The sequence below is a fragment of the Salinirubellus litoreus genome, from assembly GCF_037335815.1.
Taxonomy (GTDB): domain Archaea; phylum Halobacteriota; class Halobacteria; order Halobacteriales; family Haloarculaceae; genus Salinirubellus; species Salinirubellus litoreus.
Genome location: NZ_CP147841.1, coordinates 2300440 through 2321074, shown reverse-complemented (window position 1 = coordinate 2321074; position 20635 = coordinate 2300440). Strand labels below are relative to the sequence as shown.

At 69.0% G+C, this 20635-nt stretch carries 21 protein-coding genes and 1 pseudogene; 14 read left to right on the top strand and 8 right to left on the bottom strand.

The annotated features are described in order from the left end of the window. The first annotated feature begins 10 nt into the window (after positions 1–10). The 3 genes from WDJ58_RS11425 to WDJ58_RS11415 all read left to right on the top strand — a co-directional run bounded on the left by WDJ58_RS11425 (position 11) and on the right by WDJ58_RS11415 (position 1741). A complete protein-coding gene (locus WDJ58_RS11425) occupies positions 11–706 on the top strand; it encodes a hypothetical protein (protein ID WP_338913346.1) in 696 nt (231 codons plus the stop codon). Beyond that, positions 703–1365 (top strand): hypothetical protein, encoded by a 663-nt coding sequence (locus tag WDJ58_RS11420; protein ID WP_338913345.1) that lies wholly within the window; start codon positions 703–705, stop codon positions 1363–1365. Before WDJ58_RS11425 ends, WDJ58_RS11420 begins: the two co-directional genes overlap by 4 nt. 166 nt (positions 1366–1531) lie before the next feature. Further along, on the top strand, positions 1532–1741 hold the full coding sequence (locus WDJ58_RS11415; protein ID WP_338913344.1) for a dodecin: 210 nt from the start codon (positions 1532–1534) through the stop codon (positions 1739–1741). A gap of 15 nt (positions 1742–1756) precedes the next feature. On the opposite strand, the gene WDJ58_RS11410 is transcribed toward WDJ58_RS11415, so the two are convergent. The 5 genes from WDJ58_RS11410 to WDJ58_RS11390 form a co-directional block, all read right to left on the bottom strand. Next, complete coding sequence (locus WDJ58_RS11410) at positions 1757–3586, bottom strand: SLC13 family permease (protein WP_338913343.1); 1830 nt, start codon at positions 3584–3586, stop codon at positions 1757–1759. Between the two features lie 297 nt (positions 3587–3883). Further along, complete coding sequence (locus WDJ58_RS11405) at positions 3884–4129, bottom strand: hypothetical protein (RefSeq protein ID WP_338913342.1); 246 nt, start codon at positions 4127–4129, stop codon at positions 3884–3886. 202 nt (positions 4130–4331) lie between these two features. Next, positions 4332–5738 carry an alkaline phosphatase family protein gene (locus tag WDJ58_RS11400; protein ID WP_338913341.1) on the bottom strand — a complete coding sequence of 469 codons (1407 nt, stop codon included), beginning with the start codon at positions 5736–5738 and terminating at the stop codon, positions 4332–4334. Continuing rightward, positions 5731–6927 carry an inositol-3-phosphate synthase gene (locus tag WDJ58_RS11395; protein WP_338913340.1) on the bottom strand — a complete coding sequence of 399 codons (1197 nt, stop codon included), beginning with the start codon at positions 6925–6927 and terminating at the stop codon, positions 5731–5733. Before WDJ58_RS11395 ends, WDJ58_RS11400 begins: the two co-directional genes overlap by 8 nt. A gap of 204 nt (positions 6928–7131) precedes the next feature. Then, entirely contained in the window at positions 7132–7341 is a 210-nt protein-coding gene (locus tag WDJ58_RS11390; RefSeq protein WP_338913339.1) for a hypothetical protein, read from the bottom strand. Between the two features lie 138 nt (positions 7342–7479). On the opposite strand from WDJ58_RS11390, the gene WDJ58_RS11385 reads away from it, so the two are divergent. From WDJ58_RS11385 to WDJ58_RS11360, 5 genes and pseudogenes are all read left to right on the top strand, one after another. Next, positions 7480–8259, top strand: coding sequence for a TatD family hydrolase (locus WDJ58_RS11385; protein ID WP_380661595.1), 780 nt, complete (start codon positions 7480–7482; stop codon positions 8257–8259). Further along, on the top strand, positions 8259–9089 hold the full coding sequence (locus tag WDJ58_RS11380; protein ID WP_338913336.1) for a sugar phosphate isomerase/epimerase family protein: 831 nt from the start codon (positions 8259–8261) through the stop codon (positions 9087–9089). The genes WDJ58_RS11385 and WDJ58_RS11380 overlap by 1 nt, the downstream gene beginning before the upstream one ends. 49 nt (positions 9090–9138) lie before the next feature. Continuing rightward, positions 9139–10060, top strand: a pseudogene (locus WDJ58_RS26340) (UbiA family prenyltransferase). 55 nt (positions 10061–10115) lie between these two features. Then, positions 10116–10967 (top strand): sugar phosphate isomerase/epimerase family protein, encoded by an 852-nt coding sequence (locus WDJ58_RS11365; protein WP_338913332.1) that lies wholly within the window; start codon positions 10116–10118, stop codon positions 10965–10967. 134 nt (positions 10968–11101) lie between these two features. Beyond that, on the top strand, positions 11102–11836 hold the full coding sequence (locus WDJ58_RS11360; RefSeq protein ID WP_338913330.1) for an MBL fold metallo-hydrolase: 735 nt from the start codon (positions 11102–11104) through the stop codon (positions 11834–11836). Positions 11837–11971: 135 nt separating this feature from the next. Here the strand turns inward: WDJ58_RS11360 and WDJ58_RS11355 are convergent, their stop codons facing one another. Next, on the bottom strand, positions 11972–12598 hold the full coding sequence (locus tag WDJ58_RS11355; protein ID WP_338913328.1) for a DUF7504 family protein: 627 nt from the start codon (positions 12596–12598) through the stop codon (positions 11972–11974). A gap of 166 nt (positions 12599–12764) precedes the next feature. Here WDJ58_RS11355 and WDJ58_RS11350 point away from each other — a divergent pair, with 166 nt between their 5' ends. The 4 genes from WDJ58_RS11350 to WDJ58_RS11335 all read left to right on the top strand — a co-directional run bounded on the left by WDJ58_RS11350 (position 12765) and on the right by WDJ58_RS11335 (position 16143). Further along, complete coding sequence (locus WDJ58_RS11350) at positions 12765–13511, top strand: DUF429 domain-containing protein (protein WP_338913326.1); 747 nt, start codon at positions 12765–12767, stop codon at positions 13509–13511. Positions 13512–13638: 127 nt separating this feature from the next. Beyond that, positions 13639–14259, top strand: a complete 621-nt coding sequence (locus WDJ58_RS11345; RefSeq protein ID WP_338913324.1) for a metal-dependent hydrolase — start codon at positions 13639–13641, stop codon at positions 14257–14259. Between the two features lie 322 nt (positions 14260–14581). Beyond that, entirely contained in the window at positions 14582–15166 is a 585-nt protein-coding gene (locus WDJ58_RS11340) for a HalX domain-containing protein (protein ID WP_338913323.1), read from the top strand. A gap of 356 nt (positions 15167–15522) precedes the next feature. Beyond that, entirely contained in the window at positions 15523–16143 is a 621-nt protein-coding gene (locus tag WDJ58_RS11335) for a helix-hairpin-helix domain-containing protein (RefSeq protein WP_338913322.1), read from the top strand. Between the two features lie 588 nt (positions 16144–16731). On the opposite strand, the gene WDJ58_RS11330 is transcribed toward WDJ58_RS11335, so the two are convergent. After that, complete coding sequence (locus WDJ58_RS11330; protein WP_338913321.1) at positions 16732–17070, bottom strand: hypothetical protein; 339 nt, start codon at positions 17068–17070, stop codon at positions 16732–16734. Between the two features lie 94 nt (positions 17071–17164). On the opposite strand from WDJ58_RS11330, the gene WDJ58_RS11325 reads away from it, so the two are divergent. Together WDJ58_RS11325 and WDJ58_RS11320 are read left to right on the top strand one after the other, a co-directional pair. After that, the gene (locus WDJ58_RS11325; protein WP_338913319.1) at positions 17165–17362 is read left to right on the top strand and encodes a hypothetical protein; all 198 of its coding nucleotides are present in this window, start codon (positions 17165–17167) and stop codon (positions 17360–17362) included. A gap of 519 nt (positions 17363–17881) precedes the next feature. Next, positions 17882–18232, top strand: coding sequence for a hypothetical protein (locus tag WDJ58_RS11320; RefSeq protein ID WP_338913318.1), 351 nt, complete (start codon positions 17882–17884; stop codon positions 18230–18232). A gap of 1257 nt (positions 18233–19489) precedes the next feature. Here the strand turns inward: WDJ58_RS11320 and WDJ58_RS11315 are convergent. After that, positions 19490–20608 (bottom strand): tyrosine-type recombinase/integrase, encoded by a 1119-nt coding sequence (locus WDJ58_RS11315; RefSeq protein WP_338913317.1) that lies wholly within the window; start codon positions 20606–20608, stop codon positions 19490–19492. Between the last annotated feature and the right edge of the window lie 27 nt (positions 20609–20635).

Here is a 20635-nt window from a genome sequence, read left to right as displayed (position 1 = left end):
TATTGGAGGCATGGCAGAGTCGGGCGGGGGACGGGACGCGTCGTTCAGGCTCGAACAGGTGTTCGAAGACGCGAGGACGAACGCGGCCCTCGCGTGGACGCTGGTCGGGTTCGTGGTCGTCGTCGCCGTCGGGAACCTCGTCTCGGGGGATCTCCTCTGGGCGGGGTTCGCCGCCGCGATGGCCGTCCTCGCCGTCCTCCCACCGGTCCAGTTCCGGACCCCGCGTGCGATGCTCCCCTGGGAGGTGCTGTTGCTGGCCGTCCTCCCCCTGCTGGGCCGGACGTTCGCGACCGTCCCGGTCACCAGCGAACTGTTCACCTACCTCTCTGTTGCGGCCATCGCGCTGATCCTCGCCGTCGAACTCCACGTCTTCACCCCCGTGAAGATGAACAAGGCGTTCGCCGTCTCGTTCGTCGTCGTCGCCACGCTCGCCGCCGCGGGGATCTGGGCCGTCGCCCGGTTCGCGCTCGACACGACGCTCGGGACGGCGTTCCTGCTCGATCCCGCGCTGACCGAGGCCGAGATCGAACACGACCTGATGCTCGAGTTCGTCTACTCGACGACCGCAGGCGTCCTCGGCGGGGTGGTCTTCGAGTGGTACTTCCGGCGGCTCCGGCGGCGCGAGAGCGTCGTCCCGAGCGAGGTCGAGGCGGCCATCCAGGCAGCGGCAGCCCGGAGCGCGGAACGACGGGGTGTCGAGCCGTGAAGCTCCGCGAGCGATTCGGGGTGGACGACCGACAGTTCCGCCAGCTCACGCACCTGATGGAGTTCGCGCTCGTGGGGATGTTCTTCGTCGGGCTCGAACGGGGACACACGGGCATCCTCGTCAACACCGCAGTCGCGCTGGCGGTTACACAGCTCGTCCCCGTTCTGGAGCGGGACGTGGGCATCCCGATGGACCCCGCGCTCACCCTCTGGATCACCGCGGCGGTGTTCCTCCACTCGCTCGGGACGGTGGGTATCCCCGGCACCGATCTCGATTCGTTCTACCGACAGGTCTGGTGGTGGGACCACATGACCCACGCGCTGTCGGCGAGCGTCGTCGCAGCCGCCGGCTACGCAACCGCCCGCGCGGTCGACCTCCACTCGAGGGACGTGGTCCTCCCGCCCCGGTTCATGTTCGTGTTCATCCTCCTGCTCACCATCGCGTTCGGCGTCTTCTGGGAGGTCGTCGAGTTCAGTATCGCGGAGGTAGCCGCGCTCACGGGGAGCACCTCCGTCCTCACACAGTACGGGCTCGAGGACACGCTGCTCGACCTCGTGTTCAACACCATCGGGGCCGCCGTCGTCGCGACGTGGGGGACCGCCTACCTGAGCGGCGTGGTCGGCGCGCTGCGGGAGCGGCTGGAACGGCGAGCGGGGTAGGGCCGGGAGGGTGACACCGGCGCGGATAGTTCTCTCGGTCGACTCCGGACGCACCCACCGCCGCCGGGGAAGCAGGACGCCATCGGGGCGGTCGTGGGCAATGAGCGCGGCAGAGCCCGCTGCCGGCCGTGTACTTAAGTGACGAGCCACACGAGAGTCGGATGCGATGGTGTTCAAGAAGATCACGCTGATCGGCCGGAGTTCGGAGAGTTTCGACGCCGCCGTCGACGACGCCGTCGACCGCGCGGAGGAGACCCTGGAGGCCGTCCACTGGGTCGAGGTCGAGGAGTTCGGCGTCGAGGTGGCCGCCGTCGACGGCCGAGAGTACCAGGCAGAGGTCGTGGTGGCCTTCGAGCTACAGAACCCGGACGAGTAGGCGAACGGGACCGGATCAGGTCACCCCCCAGATGAGATCGATACCGAGCGGGGTGACGACCGCGAGCAGGAGCTGTAGCGGGAGGCCCACGCGGACGTAGTCGGTGAACCGGTAGCCGCCGGCCGAGTAGACCATCAGGTTGGTCTGGTAGCCGATGGGGGTGGTGAAGGCGGTGGCGGCACCGAACGTCACGCCGAGGGCGAACGCGAACGGGTCCGCACCGATCAGGCCGGCGGTGGAGATCGCCACCGGGAGGACGAGGACGACGCTCGCCACCGGCGTCACCACGTTCGCGAGCATCCCCGTCAGGAGGTAGAACAGCGCCAGCACCGCCAGCGCGGGGAGGACGGCGGCCGCGACGACGACCAGTTCGCCGAGGTAGGCCGCGCCGCCCGACGACTGGATCGCGAGCCCGAGCGGGATGACCCCCGCGAGCAGGAAGACGACCTGCCAGTTGACCGCGGCGTAGGCCTCGTCGGTCCCGAGGACGCCGGTGACGACCATGGCGACCACGCCGCCGAGCGCCGCGACGGCGATGGGGAGGAGGTCGAGCGCCGCACACCCGACGACGGCCGCGACGATGCCGACGGCGAGCGGAGCCCGCGTCTCGAACAGCGGCGGGAGCGACTCGTCGAACGCGCTCCGGTGATCGACCACGTCCGTGACGATCAGGTCGCCGGACTCCCGGAGCGACTCGACGGTCTCGATCGTCGTGTAGAGGAGGAGGCTATCGCCCTCGCGCATCACGACGTCGGCGAGGCCCTCGTGGATCAGTTCCTCGCCGCGGCGGAACGCGAGGACGGTGTCGGTGTAGCGCTGGCGGAGATCCGTCTCCCGAAGCGTCTCGCCGGCGAGGCGCGAGTTCGCGGGGACGACCGCCCCGACGAGCGTTCCCGTCCCCTCGGGCTCGTCGAGTTCGGCCTCCGTGACCGCCGCACTCGGGAGCCGCCGGAGCGCCCCCAGCGCGACGAACGCCGCCAGGTCGTCGGCGTCGGCCCGGACGGTCAGCACGTCCTGTTCGCGTATCTGCCTGTCCGCGGGCGCGATGATGGTCTCCTCGCCCCGGAGGATCTGAATGATGTCCACGTCGACGTCGAGGTCGCCCATCGCCTCCTCGACGGAGAGCCCCACGAACGGCGACTGCGGCTGGACGTACACCCGGTGGAGGTAGCCGTCGAGTCCGAACTCGGCCGTGAGGTCGGTCGGCTTGATCCGCTCGGGCAGTAACCGCTGTCCGACCGTCATCAGGTAGACGAGACCGACGACGAGCGTGATGATCCCCAGGGGGGTGAACTCGAACATCGAGAACGTCTCGCCGATGAGTTCGTCCATGATGTCGCTGGCGAGGATGTTCGTCGCCGTCCCGACGAGCGTGAGCGTCCCGCCGAGCATCGAGGCGTAGGAGAGCGGGATCAGCAGCTTCGAGGGCGACACCCGCGCGTCCTCCGCGAGGTCGGTGACCATCGGGATGAACATGGCGACGACGGGGGTGTTATTTATAAAGCCCGCGAGCGGCCCCGTGATACCCACGGTCGCGCCGAGGAGCCGCGTCGCGTCGCCGCGGGTGAACGCCGCGATGTGGGTCCCGAGCCGCCGGATGGCCCCCGTCGACTGGACCCCCGCGCTCAGGACGTACATCGCGAGGATGGTGATGGTCGCGGGCGAGGCGAACCCCTGGAGCGCCGTCCCACCGTCGACGCCCGTCCACGGTTCGAGGACCACGAGCGCGACGACGACGGAGATGGCCGTCACGTCCGCCGGGACGACCTCCGTGACGAACGCTGCCACGGCGGCGGCGACCAGCGCGAAGACGACCAGCGCCTCGGGAGGCGGCACGGCGACCATGCTTTCCCCACCATCACCGACGGTATATATAGTAGCGTTTGGAACGACGGCACAGGCCGGGCGGGGGCGTTCCCCCCGTTCGTGAGTAGAGAGCCCGAACGCGACTACGGCAGCCTCGCACGGGGCGCGGCGTGCCTCCCGTGTCGCGGCGGTGACGAGAGCGCACGGACGATCCGGCCGCACGAGCCGCGAAGGGGACGAGCCCTCGGGCGATCCCGCCGCAGACGACGGGGTTGCGGGAACGTGTGCATCAAGAGGGCAAAAAGTGGGTCCGGTTCGTCCCGATCCGGTCCGGTGTCAGTCCAGCCGCGACTCGATGGCGTCGAGGCGCTCCTCGATACCGTCGAGCCGGCCGGCGAGGTCGGCGAGCGCCACCGCGTCGGCGCTGTCCGCCTCCGCCCGCTCGATCCGGCGCGCGAGTTCGTTGTGAACGCAGCGGGCGGTCGACTCCATCTCGTCGAGTCGGCCGACCAGATCCAGCTCGTCGGCTCCCGCTCGCTCGGCCCGTTCGACGTGCATCTTGAGTTCTTCGTCGGACACCATCGTTCGTTCTCCCGCCCGTGAGGACGGGGGCTCGTCTCTATCGAGGACGGGCAACCTATTAAATCCGGGTCGGGATTATCTCCGCGCGAAAAGACCGTCAGACGGCGGCGTCGGGGCGATTCGGATGGGATCCAAACGAGCGGAGAGTCCCGTGTTCGGGCGGCCGACGACGGACGGCGATCGTCACGTCGATCCGATCCGGCTACCGCTCCGACTCCAGCAGCGAGGGCCGCTCGAACGCCATCGACAGATCGTCCGCGACACCGAGCAGGTCGGCGACGGTCGGGGCGACCGAGCGGGCGTCCACCGCATCGACGCCGTCGAGGACGTCGCTCGCGCCCTCGGGTGCCGCCGGCCCGCCCAGGCCGTAGAACCCGAACCCGGCCGGGTCGACGCGCCCGTGCGAGCCGCCGACCTTCGTCGGGTCGAGCGACGCCAGCCCCGTCTCGCCGAGGAACAGTTCGCAGGGGTCAAAGCCCGGCTTCGCGTGGATGTCCATGTCCGTCGCGTAGTAGGGGGCGTCCTCGTCGTCGGCCCACCAGTAGTACTGGAACCACGCGTCCCGTTCGGCGACGAGGACGAGTTCGCCCGCGTTCGGGTGGTCGATGCCGTACTCCGCGGTCTCCTCCCCCTCGATAACGGTGGCGACCCCGTCGAGGTCCGCCAGTGCGGCCCGGGCCTCCTCGACGGCATCCGTGTAGACGTGGGCGACCTGGTGGTCGACCATCGCGAACGCCTCCGATCCCTGCAGGTCGATCTCCTCACCTCCTTCGCGGTCCTCGGTCACCTCCAGCAGGCCGACCTCCCGTAGCGCGCGGTTGGGGAGGACCGGCGTCTCGACGTTCTGGAAGCCGTACTCGCCGACGACGTTCACCGCGGTTTCGGACCACCGGTCGGTCGAGCGGAGCCAGTCGAGGAACTCCCCGAGCATCCCGTCGACGACCCCGACGGCGTCGAGCGCCTCGTCGGCGTCCGGACCGTGTCGCTGGGCGTCGTAATCCAGGTGGGGGACGTACACCCAGAGCAGGTCGGGGTCGTAGCGCTCGATCGACTCGCGCGCGGCGGTCAGTATCCACTCGCTGCTCTCCTTCCCGGCCATCGGCCCCCAGTAGTTGTGCAGCGGGAAGTGATTGTACTCGGCCTCCAGGTCGTCGTAGAACCCGTCCGGGTTCGTCCAGCAGTTCATCTCCAGCATGTTGTTGTCCTCGTCCTCGATGGGCGAGGGGGTGACGGCGACGTCCGCCGTCGTCCCGATGAGGTGCTGGAAGAACAGCACGCCCGTCGTGAGCCCGGCCTCCTCGCTGGCGGCCTCCCAGATGCGGTATCGGTCCTCGACGTCCCGCTCCCAGAACGCGACCTCGTCGTGCTCGCGGTCGTACTCCCCGTTGGCGACGTCGCCGTGAGCCGAGGGGGACTGCCCCGTCGCCAGCGTCGTCTGAACCGGGACGGTCACCGCGGGGAACGGCGGTCGCAGCGGGGCGACCGTCCCGCCCAGCAGCTCCGCGAGGTTCGGTGCCAGCCCGGCGTCGAGGTGGTCCGGGCGGAGGCCGACGACGTCGAGGACGATCACCCGACCGGCGGTCCCGGTCGGCCCGTCCCCCTCAGTCATGGTCCGCGTGTCGCTCGGCGTAGTCGTAGAGCCGTTCGAGCTGGCGAGAGAGATCGTGCTCGTCGACGCCAAGCGGGGACTTGAAGAACGACGCCAGCTGTGGCTGGAGACCGCCCTCCCCGTGTTCGTCGGCGTACGCGGCGAGCCTGACGAGGTCGAGCAGCAGGGGCGCGGCGAGCGCCGAGTCCGACCCGTCCCAGGTGAACTGCATCTTCATCTCCGTCCCGAGGAACCCCTCGAAGTGGATGTGGTCCCAGGCGGTCTTCCAGTCGCCGAGCGACGGGGTGTAGTCGATGCGGACCCTGTTGTGGGTCTCGTAGCCGAGGATCTCCTCCAGGAGCGTCCCCTTGCTCTCGATCTTTCCCGCCTTGTTCGCGTCGTCCTCGAGGACGAGCCCGTCGGTGTTCCCGAGGATGTTGTGGCCCTCCCAGGAGAGCACGCGGAGGTTCCGCCCGGCGAACATCGGTGCGAGTGCGGACTTGACGAGCGTCTCGCCGGTCTTGGCGTCGCGTCCCATGTGGGGGACGCCCTCGCGCTCGGCCAGCTCGTGTAACCCCCCGAGCGCGCTCCCCGTGCTCGGCGTGAAGTTGACGTAGGGGTGACCCCCGTCGATCGCGGCGTAGGCGTAGAGGGCGCTGGCCGGCAGGTCGCGGTCGTCGGCCTCGATCGCCGCCTCGAACGCCTCGAGCGTGTCGTACCGCCCGGGATCCTCCATCGGCGGCTCGGTCGACGCGACGTTGACGACGACCAGCCGGTCGAGGTCGTTCGACCCCACGAACGTGGCGTAGTCGTCGCGGATCCGCGAGACGATGTCGGCCACCGACCCCTCGTCGACCGTCCGGTCGTCGGAGAGCTCCTCGACGACCCGGCCGCAGCTGATCGCCGTCCCGGTGTTCACCCGGTCGTCGATCCGACGCAGGTCCTCGCGGACCGCGTCCAGCGTCCCCCCGTCCGGGACGCCCCCGGCCTCGCTCGCCTCCTCGGCCGTCCGTTCGATACTCCCCTCTCGGATGTCGTGACCGGCGAAGACGAACTCCTCGACGGCGGGGAGATCGAGCGACGAAACCGGCTCCCTGGCCGTCACCATCCCCGTCGTCCCCGCCGCGCCCCGCGCGATAGCCCGTGCGCCGACCATCGCGAGAGTCGCGACGTTCCCCCGTGCCCCAATCAACCACACTCCAGTCGCCATACCGGACGTTCGGCGCAGGCGTTGAAATATGTTATCGCCCGGAGATTTCGTAACACCGTCCGACGAGACGGCCGATGGTTTCGGCGGGGTACACACCGGTCGGCCCTCTCGAACCTCCGTCCGACGGGATACTCCACCCGCGGACGACGGGGTTCCGACTCCCGCGGACGCCGCTCGGACCCGTCGGGGATCGGACCTCGCCCCTTACCAGTTCAGATCGGTGTCGGCGTCCCGCCGCGAGAGCTGCTCCCCGCTCTCGCTGAAGTCGAGCTCCCGGTTCATCACGGTCTCCTCCGGGTGACGCCACTCCTCCTCGCAGTCGGCACACCGCCACACCTCGTACGGCCGACCGTCCTCGGGCATCTTCCGAGTCGACTCGACGGGGTCGCCACAGTACGGACAGACCTCGGGCATGCGCGGGTCGAGGTGGTCGAGTGCAATATACCTGGCCGGTCGGTATTGCCCCGATTCATACCAGGGACACGATACGAATTTTCATACCCGCATGGCCCGAAGCCGGACCACATGGCGATTCCGATAATCGACCCGCACATGCACATGGTGTCCCGTTCGAGCAACGACTACGAACGGGCGCGCCTCGCGGGTATCGAGTGCTGTATCGAACCGGCGTTCTGGAGCGGGACCGACAAGCAGCACGCCGAGTCGTTCTTCGACTACTTCGAGCAGATCATCGACTTCGAGACGCGGCGGGCCGAGCGGTCGGCCGGCATCGACCACTACGTCACCGTCGGGCTCGAGCCGAAGGAGGCGAACTACCCCGAGATGGCCGACCGGGTGATGGACCACCTGCCCGAGTACCTCGACCGCGAGAACGTGGTCGGGGTCGGCGAGATCGGTCTCGACCAGGGCACGCCCGAGGAGGAGGAGGCGTTCCGGCGTCAGCTCCGGATGGCCGAGGAGCGTGAACTCCCCGTCATCATCCACACGCCACACACCCAGAAGCCCCAGGGGACCGAGCGGCTCGTCGAGATGATCGAGGAGGAGGACGTCACCGAGGAGCGGATCGTCATCGACCACAACACGGAGCACACGATCGACATCTCGCTCCGGACGGACTGCTGGGTCGGGTTCACGCTCTACCCGGGGAAGATCACCGACGAGACGGCCATCGACCTGCTCGAGGAGTACGGTACGGAGAAGATGCTTCTGAATAGCGCCGCCGACTGGGACCCCTCGGACCCGCTCGCGGTCCCGAAGGCGCGCGACAAGATGCTCGATCGGGGGTGGGACCGCGAGGCGGTCCGGGAGGTCGTCTTCGGGAACCCCTACGAGTTCTTCAGCCAGTCGCCGAACTTCGGGTACGAGCCGTAATGCGCTTCGGGTTCTCCACGAACGCGTTCCGGCAGTACGACCTCGACGAGGCGATCGAGGTGCTCGCCGACGTCGGCTACGACGGCGTCGAACTCCTGTTCGACCAGCCGCACCTCTACCCGCCGGAGGCGAGCGACGAGGAGATCGAGGCGGTCCGCGAGACCCTCGATGCGAACGACATCGCCATCAGCAACTGCAACGCGTTCATGCTCACCGCAATCGAGGACTTCCACCACCCCTCGTTCGTCGAGGAGGACGAGTCCTACCGCCGCCGCAGGATCGAGTACACCCTCGACTCGCTCGACACCGCCGCCGCGCTGGACGCCGGGCACATCTCCATCGAGCCCGGCGGGCCCGTCCCCGAGGGTCGCTCGCGGGACTGGGCGATGGACACCTTCGAGGAGGGGCTGCGCGAGGTGCTGGCCCGCGCCGAGGAGGTCGGCGTGGACGTGCTGGTCGAGCCGGAGCCGGACCTGCTGATCGAGACCACCGGGGAGTTCCTCGAACTCGCCGATCGGATCGACTCCCCGCGGATGCGGTGTAACTTCGACGCGGGACACCTGTTCTGCGTGGGCGAGGACCCGGCGGAAGCGATCGAGACGCTCGGACCGTACTCGCCCCACTACCACCTCGAGGACATCCCGGCCGACCGGACCCACGAGCACACCCAACTCGGCGAGGGCGGGATGGACATCGACGGGTTCCTCGAAACGCTCGACGACACCGGCTACGACGGGTTCGTCACGATCGAACTCTACCCCTACGAGGAGACGGCCGAGGAGACCGCGCGGGGCGCGATGCGCTACCTGGAGGAACACGGGTGGGTCTGAGGACGTGAGAACTCGTTCGGAGACCCCCCCTGGTCCCTCTCGCGGTGCGATGAGCACCGCGGAGGCGGATCGTGGTTCGGTCACGGCGCTGGCCGCGCTCGTCAGGCTCCCGAACCTGTTCACCGCCCCGCCGGACGTCCTCCTCGGGGCCGCACTGGCGGCGGCCGCCGGGTTCGCCGTCGGGCTTCCGGTCCTCCTCGGGCTCTCGGTCGCCTCCGTGTTCCTGTACGCGGCGGGGACGACGCTGAACGACTACTTCGACGCCGAGGAGGACGCACGGGAGCGCCCGGAGCGACCCATCCCGGCGGGAGACGTCTCCGAGAGGGGGGCGCTCGCGCTCGGCGGGGGGCTCCTCGTCGCCGGCATAGCCGTCGCGCTGGTCGCCGCCGGGCCGGTCGCCGGCGCGGTCGCCGCCGCCCTCGCGCTCGCCGTCCTGCTCTACGACGCGGCGTTCAAGGGGTCGGCCGTCGGCTTCCTGTTCATGGGCTCGGCCCGGGGGCTGAACGTCCTCCTCGGGGCCGCGGCGGCCGGCGTCGTCCCGACCGCGCTCCCGTCGTGGGCGCTCCTGGTACCCGCGGTCGTCCTCTGCTACATCGCCGGGGTGACGTACATGGCCGAGGGCGAGACCGGCGAGAGCGCCCGGGGGGGCGGTCATCGCCGCCGCCTGCGGCACCGCGGTCGCCGCGCTCGGCGTCGTCGGCCTCGTCCTCGCCCTCGCTTCGACGCCGACGGAGGTCGCCCTCGCGGGCCTCCTGCTGGCGGCGTTCCTCGTATGGACCGGTCGGCCGCTGCGAGCGGCCTACGCCGATCCGACGCCGGGGACCGTCGGGCCGGCCGTGGGCGCGTGCGTGCTCGGGCTGGTCGTCCTCGACGCGGCGTTCGCCGCGGCCGTCGGGCCGGCCTGGGCGCTCGCGACGGTGGCGTTCCTCGTCCCCGCGGTCGGCCTCTCGCGGGCCTTCGACGTGACCTGATAGGGTCGTCGCGGCCCGGGGAAAGCGACTTGACGCCGGTCGCCGTGCGTCCGCCATGGTCGATCTCGCCTTCGCCACGAACGCCTACACCCGATTCTCCCTCCCCGAGGCCGTCGATCGAATCGCCGATCACGGCTACGACGGCGTGGAACTGCTGGCCGACGCCCCGCACGCGTTCGTCCCCGAGTTCGACGGGGCGGACCGCGAGGCGCTCGCGGACGTTCTCGGCGAGACTGATCTGGCGGTGTCGAACGTCAACGCGAACACCGCGATGGGCTACTACGACGACGCCCCCCCGTCGGCGTTCTTCGAGCCGAGCATCGTCACCGCGAACGAGGAGGACCGGGCCCGACGGATCGAGTACACGAAGGGTGCCATCGACCTCGCCGCGGCGGTGGGTGCCCCGGCCGTCTGCGTCGCGACCGGCCGACCGCTCCCCGGGAACCCTCCCGAGCGGGCCCGGGAGTACCTCCTCGACTCGCTCCACGGGATACTCGACCACGCCGAGGCCGCAGGCGTCGACGTCGGCATCGAGTTCGAACCCGAACTCCTGATCGAGTGCACCGACGAGGTGCTCGCGCTGATCGAGGAGGTCGGCCGCGACTCGCTGGGGGTCAACCTCGACGTCGGCCACGCGGCCGTCTACGGGGAGGACCCCGCCGAGAGCGTCCGGCGCTGCGCGGGCCACATCACCGGCGTCCACCTCGAGGACATCGTCGGCGGGGTACGCGGGAAACACTACCACCGCATTCCCGGCGAGGGGGATCTCGATTTCGAGCCGGTGTTCGAGGCGCTCGAGGACGTCGGCTACGACGGGTTCGCGACGCTGGAGCTGTACACCTACCCCGACGAACCCGACCGGGCGGCCCGCGAGGCCCGCGAGGCGCTCGAACCGTACGTCGACTGAGCGTCGCTCGGAGCCCGGGGACGACTGCCTACCCGGTCGGCTCCGGTCCCGATCCTGGGTCCGAGCCTCCCGCATCGGCGGGACGGTACGTCCGACCGCTACCTTTGAGACGGTTCGCGTGGGACGTGACAGATATGATCAGACACGACGGCCTGCTCGCCTCCTGGCTGGGCTACGCGACCCTCCGCATCGAGGGGGCCGAGACGGTGGCGTACACCGATCCCGGCCGGTACGGCGTGCTCGACGGCTACGAACCCCACGACGCGGACCTCGTCTGCGTGACCCACGACCACCACTACGATAGCGACGGCATCCGGCGGGTGGCGAACGAGGACACGACGATCGTCGTCTACGAGGGCGTGAACACCCACCGCATCGACCGCGACGTCGAACGGCCGAGCGACCTGCCCGGCGACGTCCGGATCGTCGACGACGAGGCCGACTTCGCCGTCGGCGACGTCGTCGTCAGGACGTTCCCCGCGTACAACCACCCCGACGGCGAACACCTCCGCGACAACGGCGAGCCCGTCCACCCGGAGGGGTTCGGCTGTGGCTACCACCTCACCGTTCCGGGCGCCTGGGGACGGGAGGTCAGCGTGTTCTGGACCGGCGATTCGGACGTCCTCGAGGGCCACAGCGAACTCGACGTCTCGCTGTTCTGTCCGACCATCGCCGGGACGGTGACGATAGACCGCCACCAGGCGGCGGCGCTGGCCGAGGACCTCGACCCCGACCTCGTGCTCCCGATCCACTACGACACGTTCGAGATGCTGGAGACCGACGCGCCCGCGTTCTGTGCCGACGTCGCCGAACGGGGCGTACCGGTGGTGCTCGACGAACCGGTGACGGACCGCGCTCCGGTCGAGTAGCCCGACCACCCGTCCGAACCGTGACTCGGTCCTCGCCACCGTCTGGTAGCGGGCGGAGCGACGAAAGCGACGACGAGAACGGAAGCGAGAACGGGGACGAACGCCGACGGGCTACCGGGTCGTGCGGCTTCTCCGCTACCGACGGTCCTCGACCCGGTCGAACAGCGGCCGGAGCGTGTTCAGCGTCCGCTCGCTCACGGCGTCCGGGTCGAGGTGGAAGTGCGAGGTCGCACCGACCGACCGGACGTGTCGGGTGACGGCGTGACAGAACCGGAACGCGGCGCGGTCGTCGACGTGGCCGAGGAGGGTATCGAGGTCGTGGAAACAGACCTCGATCGGCGTGTCGTCGTGCTCCCAGTTCGAGAGTGCCTGCCGGATGCGCACCCCGAGCCCCGTCAGGTCGGCGGGCGAACCGACCGTCGCGACCCACGGTCCCGGTGCCAGGCCCGGCCCGTGACCGGTCCCGGCCGAGGTGGCGGCCGCACTGCGCGCCCCGTCACAGCCCACGACGGCTACGCCGGCGGGTCGGCCGGAACCGTGTCTGACGACCGCGTCGAAGCGCCGGTCGGGCGACTCGTCGAGGGAGACCAGCAGCGCGTTCGGCGAGGGTGCGTCCCGTCGATCGAGACGCTCGGAGCAGTACTCCGCTACCCTGCTGCCGTCGGCGGACGCGAGTACCAGCACGTTCTCGCCCGCGAACCCGGTGTCGTCGTCCCCGCCGATCCCCGTTCGCGTCGGAGGAGTGGTGTCGGTGGTCGGCATTCGGTTTCACCTACTACTCCTCTGCACTTAATGGGGAGAGGGCGTGTTCACCCGCTGAACACACCGTCCGCGTCGTTCGGAAAGCCCCTCGACACGAGCCTGGGGCCGACTCGTCGACCCGCGAAGCGGCGATGGTTATAGGGCGGCGGGACGACTCGGGTCGGGTGTGTCAGTCGAGGCGACGACGTTCGTCGGGACCGGGCTCTGTGCGGACGGCTGGGTCGCCGTCGTCCACGTGGCGGACGGGTTCGACCACGCCGGGGTGTTCGACGAGTTCGGGGCGCTCTGGGGCCGTTACGAGGACTCGGCCGACCGCATCGCCGTCCCGGTCCCGGTCGGCCTCCACGAGCGGGGGGAGGAGCCCCGACCGCCCGAGCGACTCGCCCGCGAACTGCTCGGCCCGCGCCGGTCGGCCATCTACGACGCCCCCGTCAGGGAGGCGACGCGGAAACAGCGCTACCAGACGGCCAGCCGCGTCAACGAGCGCAAGGCCGGGCGCGGGCTCACCCGCGAGGCGTTCGCCGACGCCGGGGCCGTCGCGGAGGTCGACGAACTGCTCTCGGCTATCCCGGAGGCCCCCCCGATCGTGGTCGAGGCACACCCCGAGCTCTGCTTCCGGGCGTTCCGCGGCGAGCCGCTCGAGTACGACGGGCGGACGGCGGCGGGCTACGCCGAGCGCCTGCGGACGCTCGCGGCGTTCGACTCGAACGCGCCCGTCGACGTGGTGGCCGCCGCGGAGGCGACGGGCGGGCACGAGGTGGCCGTAGCGGACGTGCTCGACGCGACGGCACTCGCGCTCACCGTCCGCCCGGGCGAGGGCGAACTCCGCTCGCTCCCGGAGGACCCGCCGACCGACCCCGAGGGCCTCCCGATGCGGATGGTCTACCGATCCGCGGAGGCGTTCGACCCCTGACCGGCCCGGCACGTCGGCCGCGTCGATCCCTCCCGGCGGGCCTCGCGTGGAGGAGGCTCGCGCCCATCGGGGGACGTTATCGAATCACCCGTTTAGCGTAAGTATCGCGACCGCCTACGAGTGGTTGATGATGGCGACGACCCACGCGCTCGTCGGTGCGGCCATAGCAGCCGCGGCGGCGGTGGTCCTCCCCGAGACCGCCCCGGCCGTGCTCGCCGCCGCCGTCGCGGGGAGCGTCTTTCCCGACCTCGACATCTACGCCGGCCACCGGCGGACGCTCCACTACCCCGCCTACTACTGGGCGGCCGTCACCGTCGCGCTCGTCGTCGCCGCGACCTCCCCGATCCCGGTCGTGATCGCCGCCGCCCTGTTCCTCCTCGGAGCGGCGGTCCACTCGGTCATGGACGCCTTCGGCGGCGGGCTCGAACTCAGGCCCTGGGAGGGGAACTCCGAGCGGGCGGTCTACGACCACCTGAACGGGCGCTGGCTCCCGCCGAGGCGGTGGGTCCCCTACGACGGAGCCCCGGAGGACCTCCTGCTCGCGGGGGTTCTGAGCGTCCCCGCGTTCGTCGTCTTCGGCGGTGATCCATCCGTTCGGACGGGTCTGCTCGGCATCCTCGCCATCTCCGTCGTGTGGGTCGCCCTCCGGCGTCGGGTGGCGGCCGTCTCCGAACGGCTCGCCGCGAGCCTGCCCGCGAGCGTCCGACCGTTCGTCCCCGAGCGGTTCCTGACCGCGGACGAACGGTAGGTCGGCGGGGCCGGGCGCGGACACCAGTGGCGCGGCGACCAGCGTCAACGCCCCTTCGACGAGCCGGATCGACGTGGACACGACCGGGGTCGGGGCGTGTGACGGGCTCCGAGTCGATACGCCGTTCCGACGGCCCTCCCACGCGCGTCAGAGCGAGAGGACCTCGTCGCCCGCGCTGCGCCCTCTCGTCACGCCGCTATACTCCGCGTCGTCCCGGATCTAACAGAGAATCGATAGAAGAATCCGGGCCGTCGGGCGGACCTTTTCACCGCGAGAGAACGCTGTCGGGAGGTTATGGGTGGCGACCGCGAAGGGGGAATCGATGGCAGGGGAACGAGGACTCGACGGACGCCCCACGGTACTGGTCGTCGGCGACGACCCGGCGGTGGCAGACCGCTACGGCGGCTGGCTCGCCGGGCGCTACGAGGTCCAGGCCGAACACGAGGGCGAGGCTGCCGTCGAGACGCTTCGGGGGGACCCCGACGCCATCGACGCGGTCGTCCTGAGTCGCCGCGCGTCGGCGCTCTCGGACGACTTCGTCCTGGTCTCGATCCGCGACGCGGGGGTCGATTGCCCGGTCACGCTCGTCACCGACCGACGACCGGACCTCGACGTCGTCGAACGGGGGTTCGACGACTACCTCACCGAGCCGGTCTCGGAGGGGGCGCTGCTGCGGGCCGTCGGGCTGTTGCTCTCGGTGGAGGGCCACGAGGCGCTCCGTCAGGAGCTCTCGGCCAAGCGCGTCCGCCGGAACGTCCTGCGGCTGGAACTCTCGCGGGAGGAGCTCGGGGCGAGCGAGACGTTCGCCGGCCTCGAGCGTGACATCGAGCGGCTGGATCGCCGTCTCGCGCTCCACCGGGAGCGTCTCGAATCGCGGGATAGCGGCCGGAGTGCGGTGGAGACATAGGGGGAAAACGGGGGGAGACGCCGAGCCGGGGGGCTCGGCGGGAGTCGATAGCTCCACGGCGGCGAGGGACTGGGGATGCACCACCGGGGGAGGGATCGCCCGGTAGCACGTGCGGATTCCGAGCGGGTTTTCGCGGCGACGTTCCGCCTCGACCACAGGACGCCGTAGCGATCGGCCCACGGGGAGCGATGCGGGGAACGGCGTACCGTGGGACCGGCTTCGGGTGGTGAGGCGGGCCCCGGCGTGGATCCCGTTCGCGTGTCGAAAACAACAGACACAATCCGCTCCAGCCCCTCCCCTATTCGAGGGAAGGAGTGCCGATCGGAGAAACAACCAGGCACACTTTCCGACCCGAGATGTCTCAGACGAACTTCGACCCATCGAACCCTGCGGGAACCGAGATACGAATCGGACTCGTCGTCGAGGACCAGCGGACCGGCGACCTCCGGAAGGTCATCTACGCCGATAGCCGAACCGTCCTCCTCCGCGACGAACGGGGCAGCACGACGCTGTTGCCACGCGACTCGTTCGAATCGGACTGCGGCACCCGGTACCGCACTCGGCACGACGCCGACCCACCTATCGAGGCCGGACAGTACGACGCGCTCAGACACCGGCTCGCCGAGTACGAGGCCCGGCCCGGCCGGAAGGCCAGGCACAAGGTCGACGCGCTGACGGAGGCGCTCGACCTGCTCGGTGGGGTGGCCGAAGGGCCGGCTCCCACCGACACCGAGGACTCGAACAGCGAGGTACAGAACGGCGAGAAACGGGACGACGAGGACGACGGGAGTGACGACGCCGAGGCCGAAGTCCGGTTCGAGGAGATAGCCGGTATCGGCCCCACGACCGCCGGAAGGCTCCGGATGCAGGGTCTCGTGACCGCGAGGGACGTCCGTACCGCGAGCGACGAGGACGTGCTCGCCGTCTCCGGCGTCGGTCCCGAGAGCCTGAAGCGGATCCGCGCGTTCGTGGAGTAGCACCGGCCACGCCCGGATCGAGAACCCCACGGTTCCCCTTGTGTGGTCCCGTCACGATAGGCGATACCCGATGACGGGCCGGTGCGACGGGAGAGTGACCACCGCTCGGGGGCGACCCGCCGTGGCATCCACGGGGGTGGCTTCGCCGGACTGACGACGACAGTTCGCGATCGACGCCGTACCGGTGTACGCACGTCTCCGAGCACGGTGTCCGAGGAACGCCGGCGGACGTTCGAGCGGTATCGACCGCGGGATCGGGACGAGTCGGCCGCGGCGGCGGTCGATGGGCGAGGACGAGAGCGGGCCGACCACTCCCGATCGGACAGGATCGGACTGCTGGATGCGCCGGGCATCGGGCATCGGTCGGGTAGTCGACGACGAGCGGGAACCGCGACCGACGGGGTGGGAGGGGTCGCCCTCGTCCGCGCCTACGTGGGTGCCGGGCGACCATCGGGTGATCTCTCGGGGCGTGACCGTCGTCCCGGGACGCCCGGCCGCCGGGGTGTGTAGAACCGCGTCGCCGCGGGGCACGCGCCCCGGCCCCGTTCATAAATGTCAAGACAATCCGATGAAAATATCCGTCATGGACTACGATCTCGTGCTCCTCATCGTGGCACTGGCGGTCCTCTTCTTCAGCGTCAGCCTCATGTCCGGGGCGGGTCCGGACGCCTCCGTCGGGACGCCGACGCCCGCCCCCGGGTCGGAGACGGTAGCGGCCAGCGCGACCGGGTCGCCAGGTATCGCGTCGACTCCCGGTCCGACGACATCACCGACAGCCACCCCAGCCGGATCGACGGGTACGCAAGCGCCGACGGCGACGATACCGACGGCATCACCGACACCGACACCCACGCCGCGCGCGAACTCGGCGACCTCTCCTACCCCGTCGACCTCCCTCGGATCCCCTACCCCGTCGCCGACCTCCACGGAAGGGTGGCCGCGGGTCGAGTTCTGGCACGAGTGCGACTCGAAGCGGTCCGCGAACATCTACTACCGGATCGAGGTCCTCGGGACCCAGCGGGTGACCGAGCTGTACGGGGCCGACGACTGGGAGTCGAACTTCCCCCGAACGTTCACGATCTCCGGAACGGAGACGCGCGAGCGTTCGATGACCATCAGCGGGGGACGGTGGATCGAACTCTACACGGGAAAGGACACGGACGGGGATCCGTTCGCACGCTACTACGTCGAGGAGGACGCGTGCCGGGACTACTCGTGAGGGGAGTGAATCAGTAGAGCGGGGAGCGCGAGTCCAGGGCCCACCGCACGTCGTCGCGTCGGGGGATCAGCTCGTAGTCGTCGAACGGTCTTGTTCCGAAGTGCTCCCTCGTGAGGATCTCGTCTCGCCGAGGGACGATGGCGGTGCCCAGTTCGGGGCTCCTGGACGACGAGTCTCGCGGCACTACCGAACGAGAGCGATCCCGAGGGAGCCGCGTCACCTCTGCCGAGCCGTCCGCGGCGGGCGGGAGCCGGGACTACGCGTGACACGCGCTACGGACGTCTAGTCGTGCGATCGCCGGTAGCGCTACACTCGCGACGGATCCCTCGCTCGATCGGAGCGTCGACTGTGACTCGCCCGGGACGCCCGCGAGACGCTCCTGGTCGATCCGGCACGCCGCCTACCGGATCGCTCCACCGAGGACGAGGGGACGAAACTCCGTCTCGATTCCGAGCGAACCTTTATCCGGCCACCCATGAAGCCGGAAACAATGGCCGATTTTCCGCACCGGAGGTCCGGATGCACTGCCTGAACTGCGGCGAGACGGCGGGGCTGGACCGAGTCGTCCTCGACGACCTGACCGGGGTCGAGATCGGGGGTCTGTGTGATTCGTGCCTGTCGACGTCTCCTCATCCCGTCTTCCGGGACGACGTCTGGCGAAACGAGACCGACTGCGCCGTCTGCGCCGAGCCCGTTCACTACCATCTCCCGCTCATCGACTGTCGGATCCAGTACACCGACGGCCGGCCGGACGAGGTCGAATACGCGCTCACGGACGCGACGCTACGGCTCTGTACGGACCACCTCCGAGCGACCCTGGGGGAGTCGCCGACCGATCTCCAGGCCCCCGAGGCGACCGTCTCTCAGTAACCGGGAGGCGCTCGGTCACGCGATCGGACCACCCCGACGTTCCGACCCGATGGGTACGGCGAGTAGACCGCCTTCGAGGACCCGCTACGGTCGGTCCTTCGTCAGCGGGAAGGAGACGAGTGGGTCGGGGCGGATATTGAACCACGGTCGGACGTGCGCTCCCTTCGGTCGCTACGCACGCCCTCCCTGGTTCAAATCCGGCCACCGCCCGGAAGTAGTGTCACAACCGGCCCCAATAGAGAGGGGCCCTGACAAGCAAGAACCTCGCCCTGTCTTTCTTGCTGTCCCTGTCGCCTTGTGCGGTATCAATCGGACAATGGGTCGAATGTGACCTGGAGCGGGGGGGAATCGGCAGGGGGAGGGAGTGGGACGGTGGGATGGGGGGGGGAGAGGCGTTAGTGGGTGAATCCCAACCTCTGTCGTCCCGTTCAGTAGTTTATAATATTGTATGAAAAGAATTATCCCTTGCAGATAAGGGTGGTTTTTAGAACAGGTCGCTTGCGGGTTTGAGGTACCACGGTCAGGAGTCGAAACTACTCCCGTTCGGCACGGTGGGCAGGTTCGTAATCCTGTCGTCCGTTCCGAATTATTCGGGAGAGTGGATAGGAAACAAGCACCCTTCTCGCTGTTACCGGCCTCCGCGAGAGACCGGCGGAGGCGTTTTGGGAAGACCAGTTACAGGTTCCGAACCGGGGCCGTGACACGGAAGCACGTCCTGAATACCAAGTCGCGCGGTTCGATGGATACCGTTCCGTATCGACGTCGCGTGTCCCGTGTGCGGCGAGCCGTTCCGGGACGCGGACCGGGTTCAACCATCCCATTCGAGGACGAGGACCTGGAGAGTGTGTGTCTCGGCCCGGATGAAGCGTTCTCGAAGGGTGTCGGGGGCACCACCTGGATGTACGAACACCCCGAGTAGTCAAGCCCCCTCGTTCTCGACGGTTCTGGTGAGCCGATAACTACCTGCGTCAACGGGACTTCTTTTCAAAACACACACAGGGCGCGGCCCCCATCCGCCGAACGGATGGAGTCACCGAGGCCGCTTCCGGGATTGTTTATTCGGACCTCGGCGCTATCTGTTGGTTCATACGACCGAAGGGAGCAGGTGGGTCGGGGCGGATACTGAACCACGGTCGGACGTGCTCGCTCCCTTCGGTCGCGGCGCACGCCCTCTCAGGTTCAAATCCGCCGGACGCTCGGTTCGCTCCTCGCGTCCGCTCGTCGCAGAATCGAGTGGGTCGGGGCGGTTCCAAACCATCATTCAGAATCACCTTCGGGCTCGTCGTCGAAATCGAGTAACTCAGTGTACCGACGCCGGCGTTCCTCAAGTGACTCAATGTGGCTCGGCTTGTCGTAGTGCTCCTCGATCACCCGGACCGAGGAGTTCACCTTCTTCGAGAGTTCCTCGGCGGGCCATCCGCGATTCCGGTGCCAGGTGATCGATCCGGTCCGGACCTGGTGGGGGCTCCGCGAAGACGGGCACTTGCTCGCCTCGGAGTAGTCGACGTAGTCACAGGTCGGCCGCTCGTTCCCGTGTGGACACGGAGAATGAAGGCACGGCACCGTCGCGAGGTACATCCAAGCGCGGACGGCGTTCTTCGACGCCCGACCGACCTGGCTCGTGATCAGCGGGCGACGACCGTACTCGTCGTACTTGTCGTGCCGATTGCGGACGATGTAAGTGTCGAGGACGTCACACACCTCGTCGGTGAGACCGACGGCGCGCTCGCCCTCGTACCCGTTCTTGAGAGGAGTCTCCTCGTCGGGTCGGTGGACGAACTGGATGTACTGCGCCTCGGGGTGGTAGTCTTCGAGATCGACCCCGCGGAGCGCCCCGAGCCGGGCCCCCGTGTACCAAGCGAGCGAGAGCAGCGCGTGCGCTCGGGAGTGGCGCTGCTCAGGGTCCTCGTCGTAGTAGTCGAGGAGCGCCTTCGCGTCCCCGGGGTGGAGCATCGTGTCGTCGGCCCGCGCGTCCCGGGGAATCGCCGGTGGATCGACCTTCTCGGGGAGTGAATCGTCGACGAGTTCGATCTTCGCGCAGTACTCGAGGAACCGGCCGAGGGTGAGCATCTCCTTGTTCAACGTGGGCGGATTGAGGTCCTCGCTACGCCGGTAGGTCTCGTAGGATTCGAGGTCCCACCCATCGAGATCGCCAATCGGGGTGATCCCCTCGGCCTCGCACCACTCGACGAACAGTTTCATCTGGTAGTGGTACGCCGAGACGCTCGACTCGGCCATTGAGACGCGGATCTTGTCGAGCCACCGTTCGAGTGCCTCCCGCGGCGAGAGGTCGGGGACGCGGTCGCCACTCCCATCAGCCGTCGGGGCGATCCGAACACGGTATGATGAGGGTGGCGCAGCCACTAGGCGACTCATTTGCTGTTCACCTCACGGAGGTAGGTC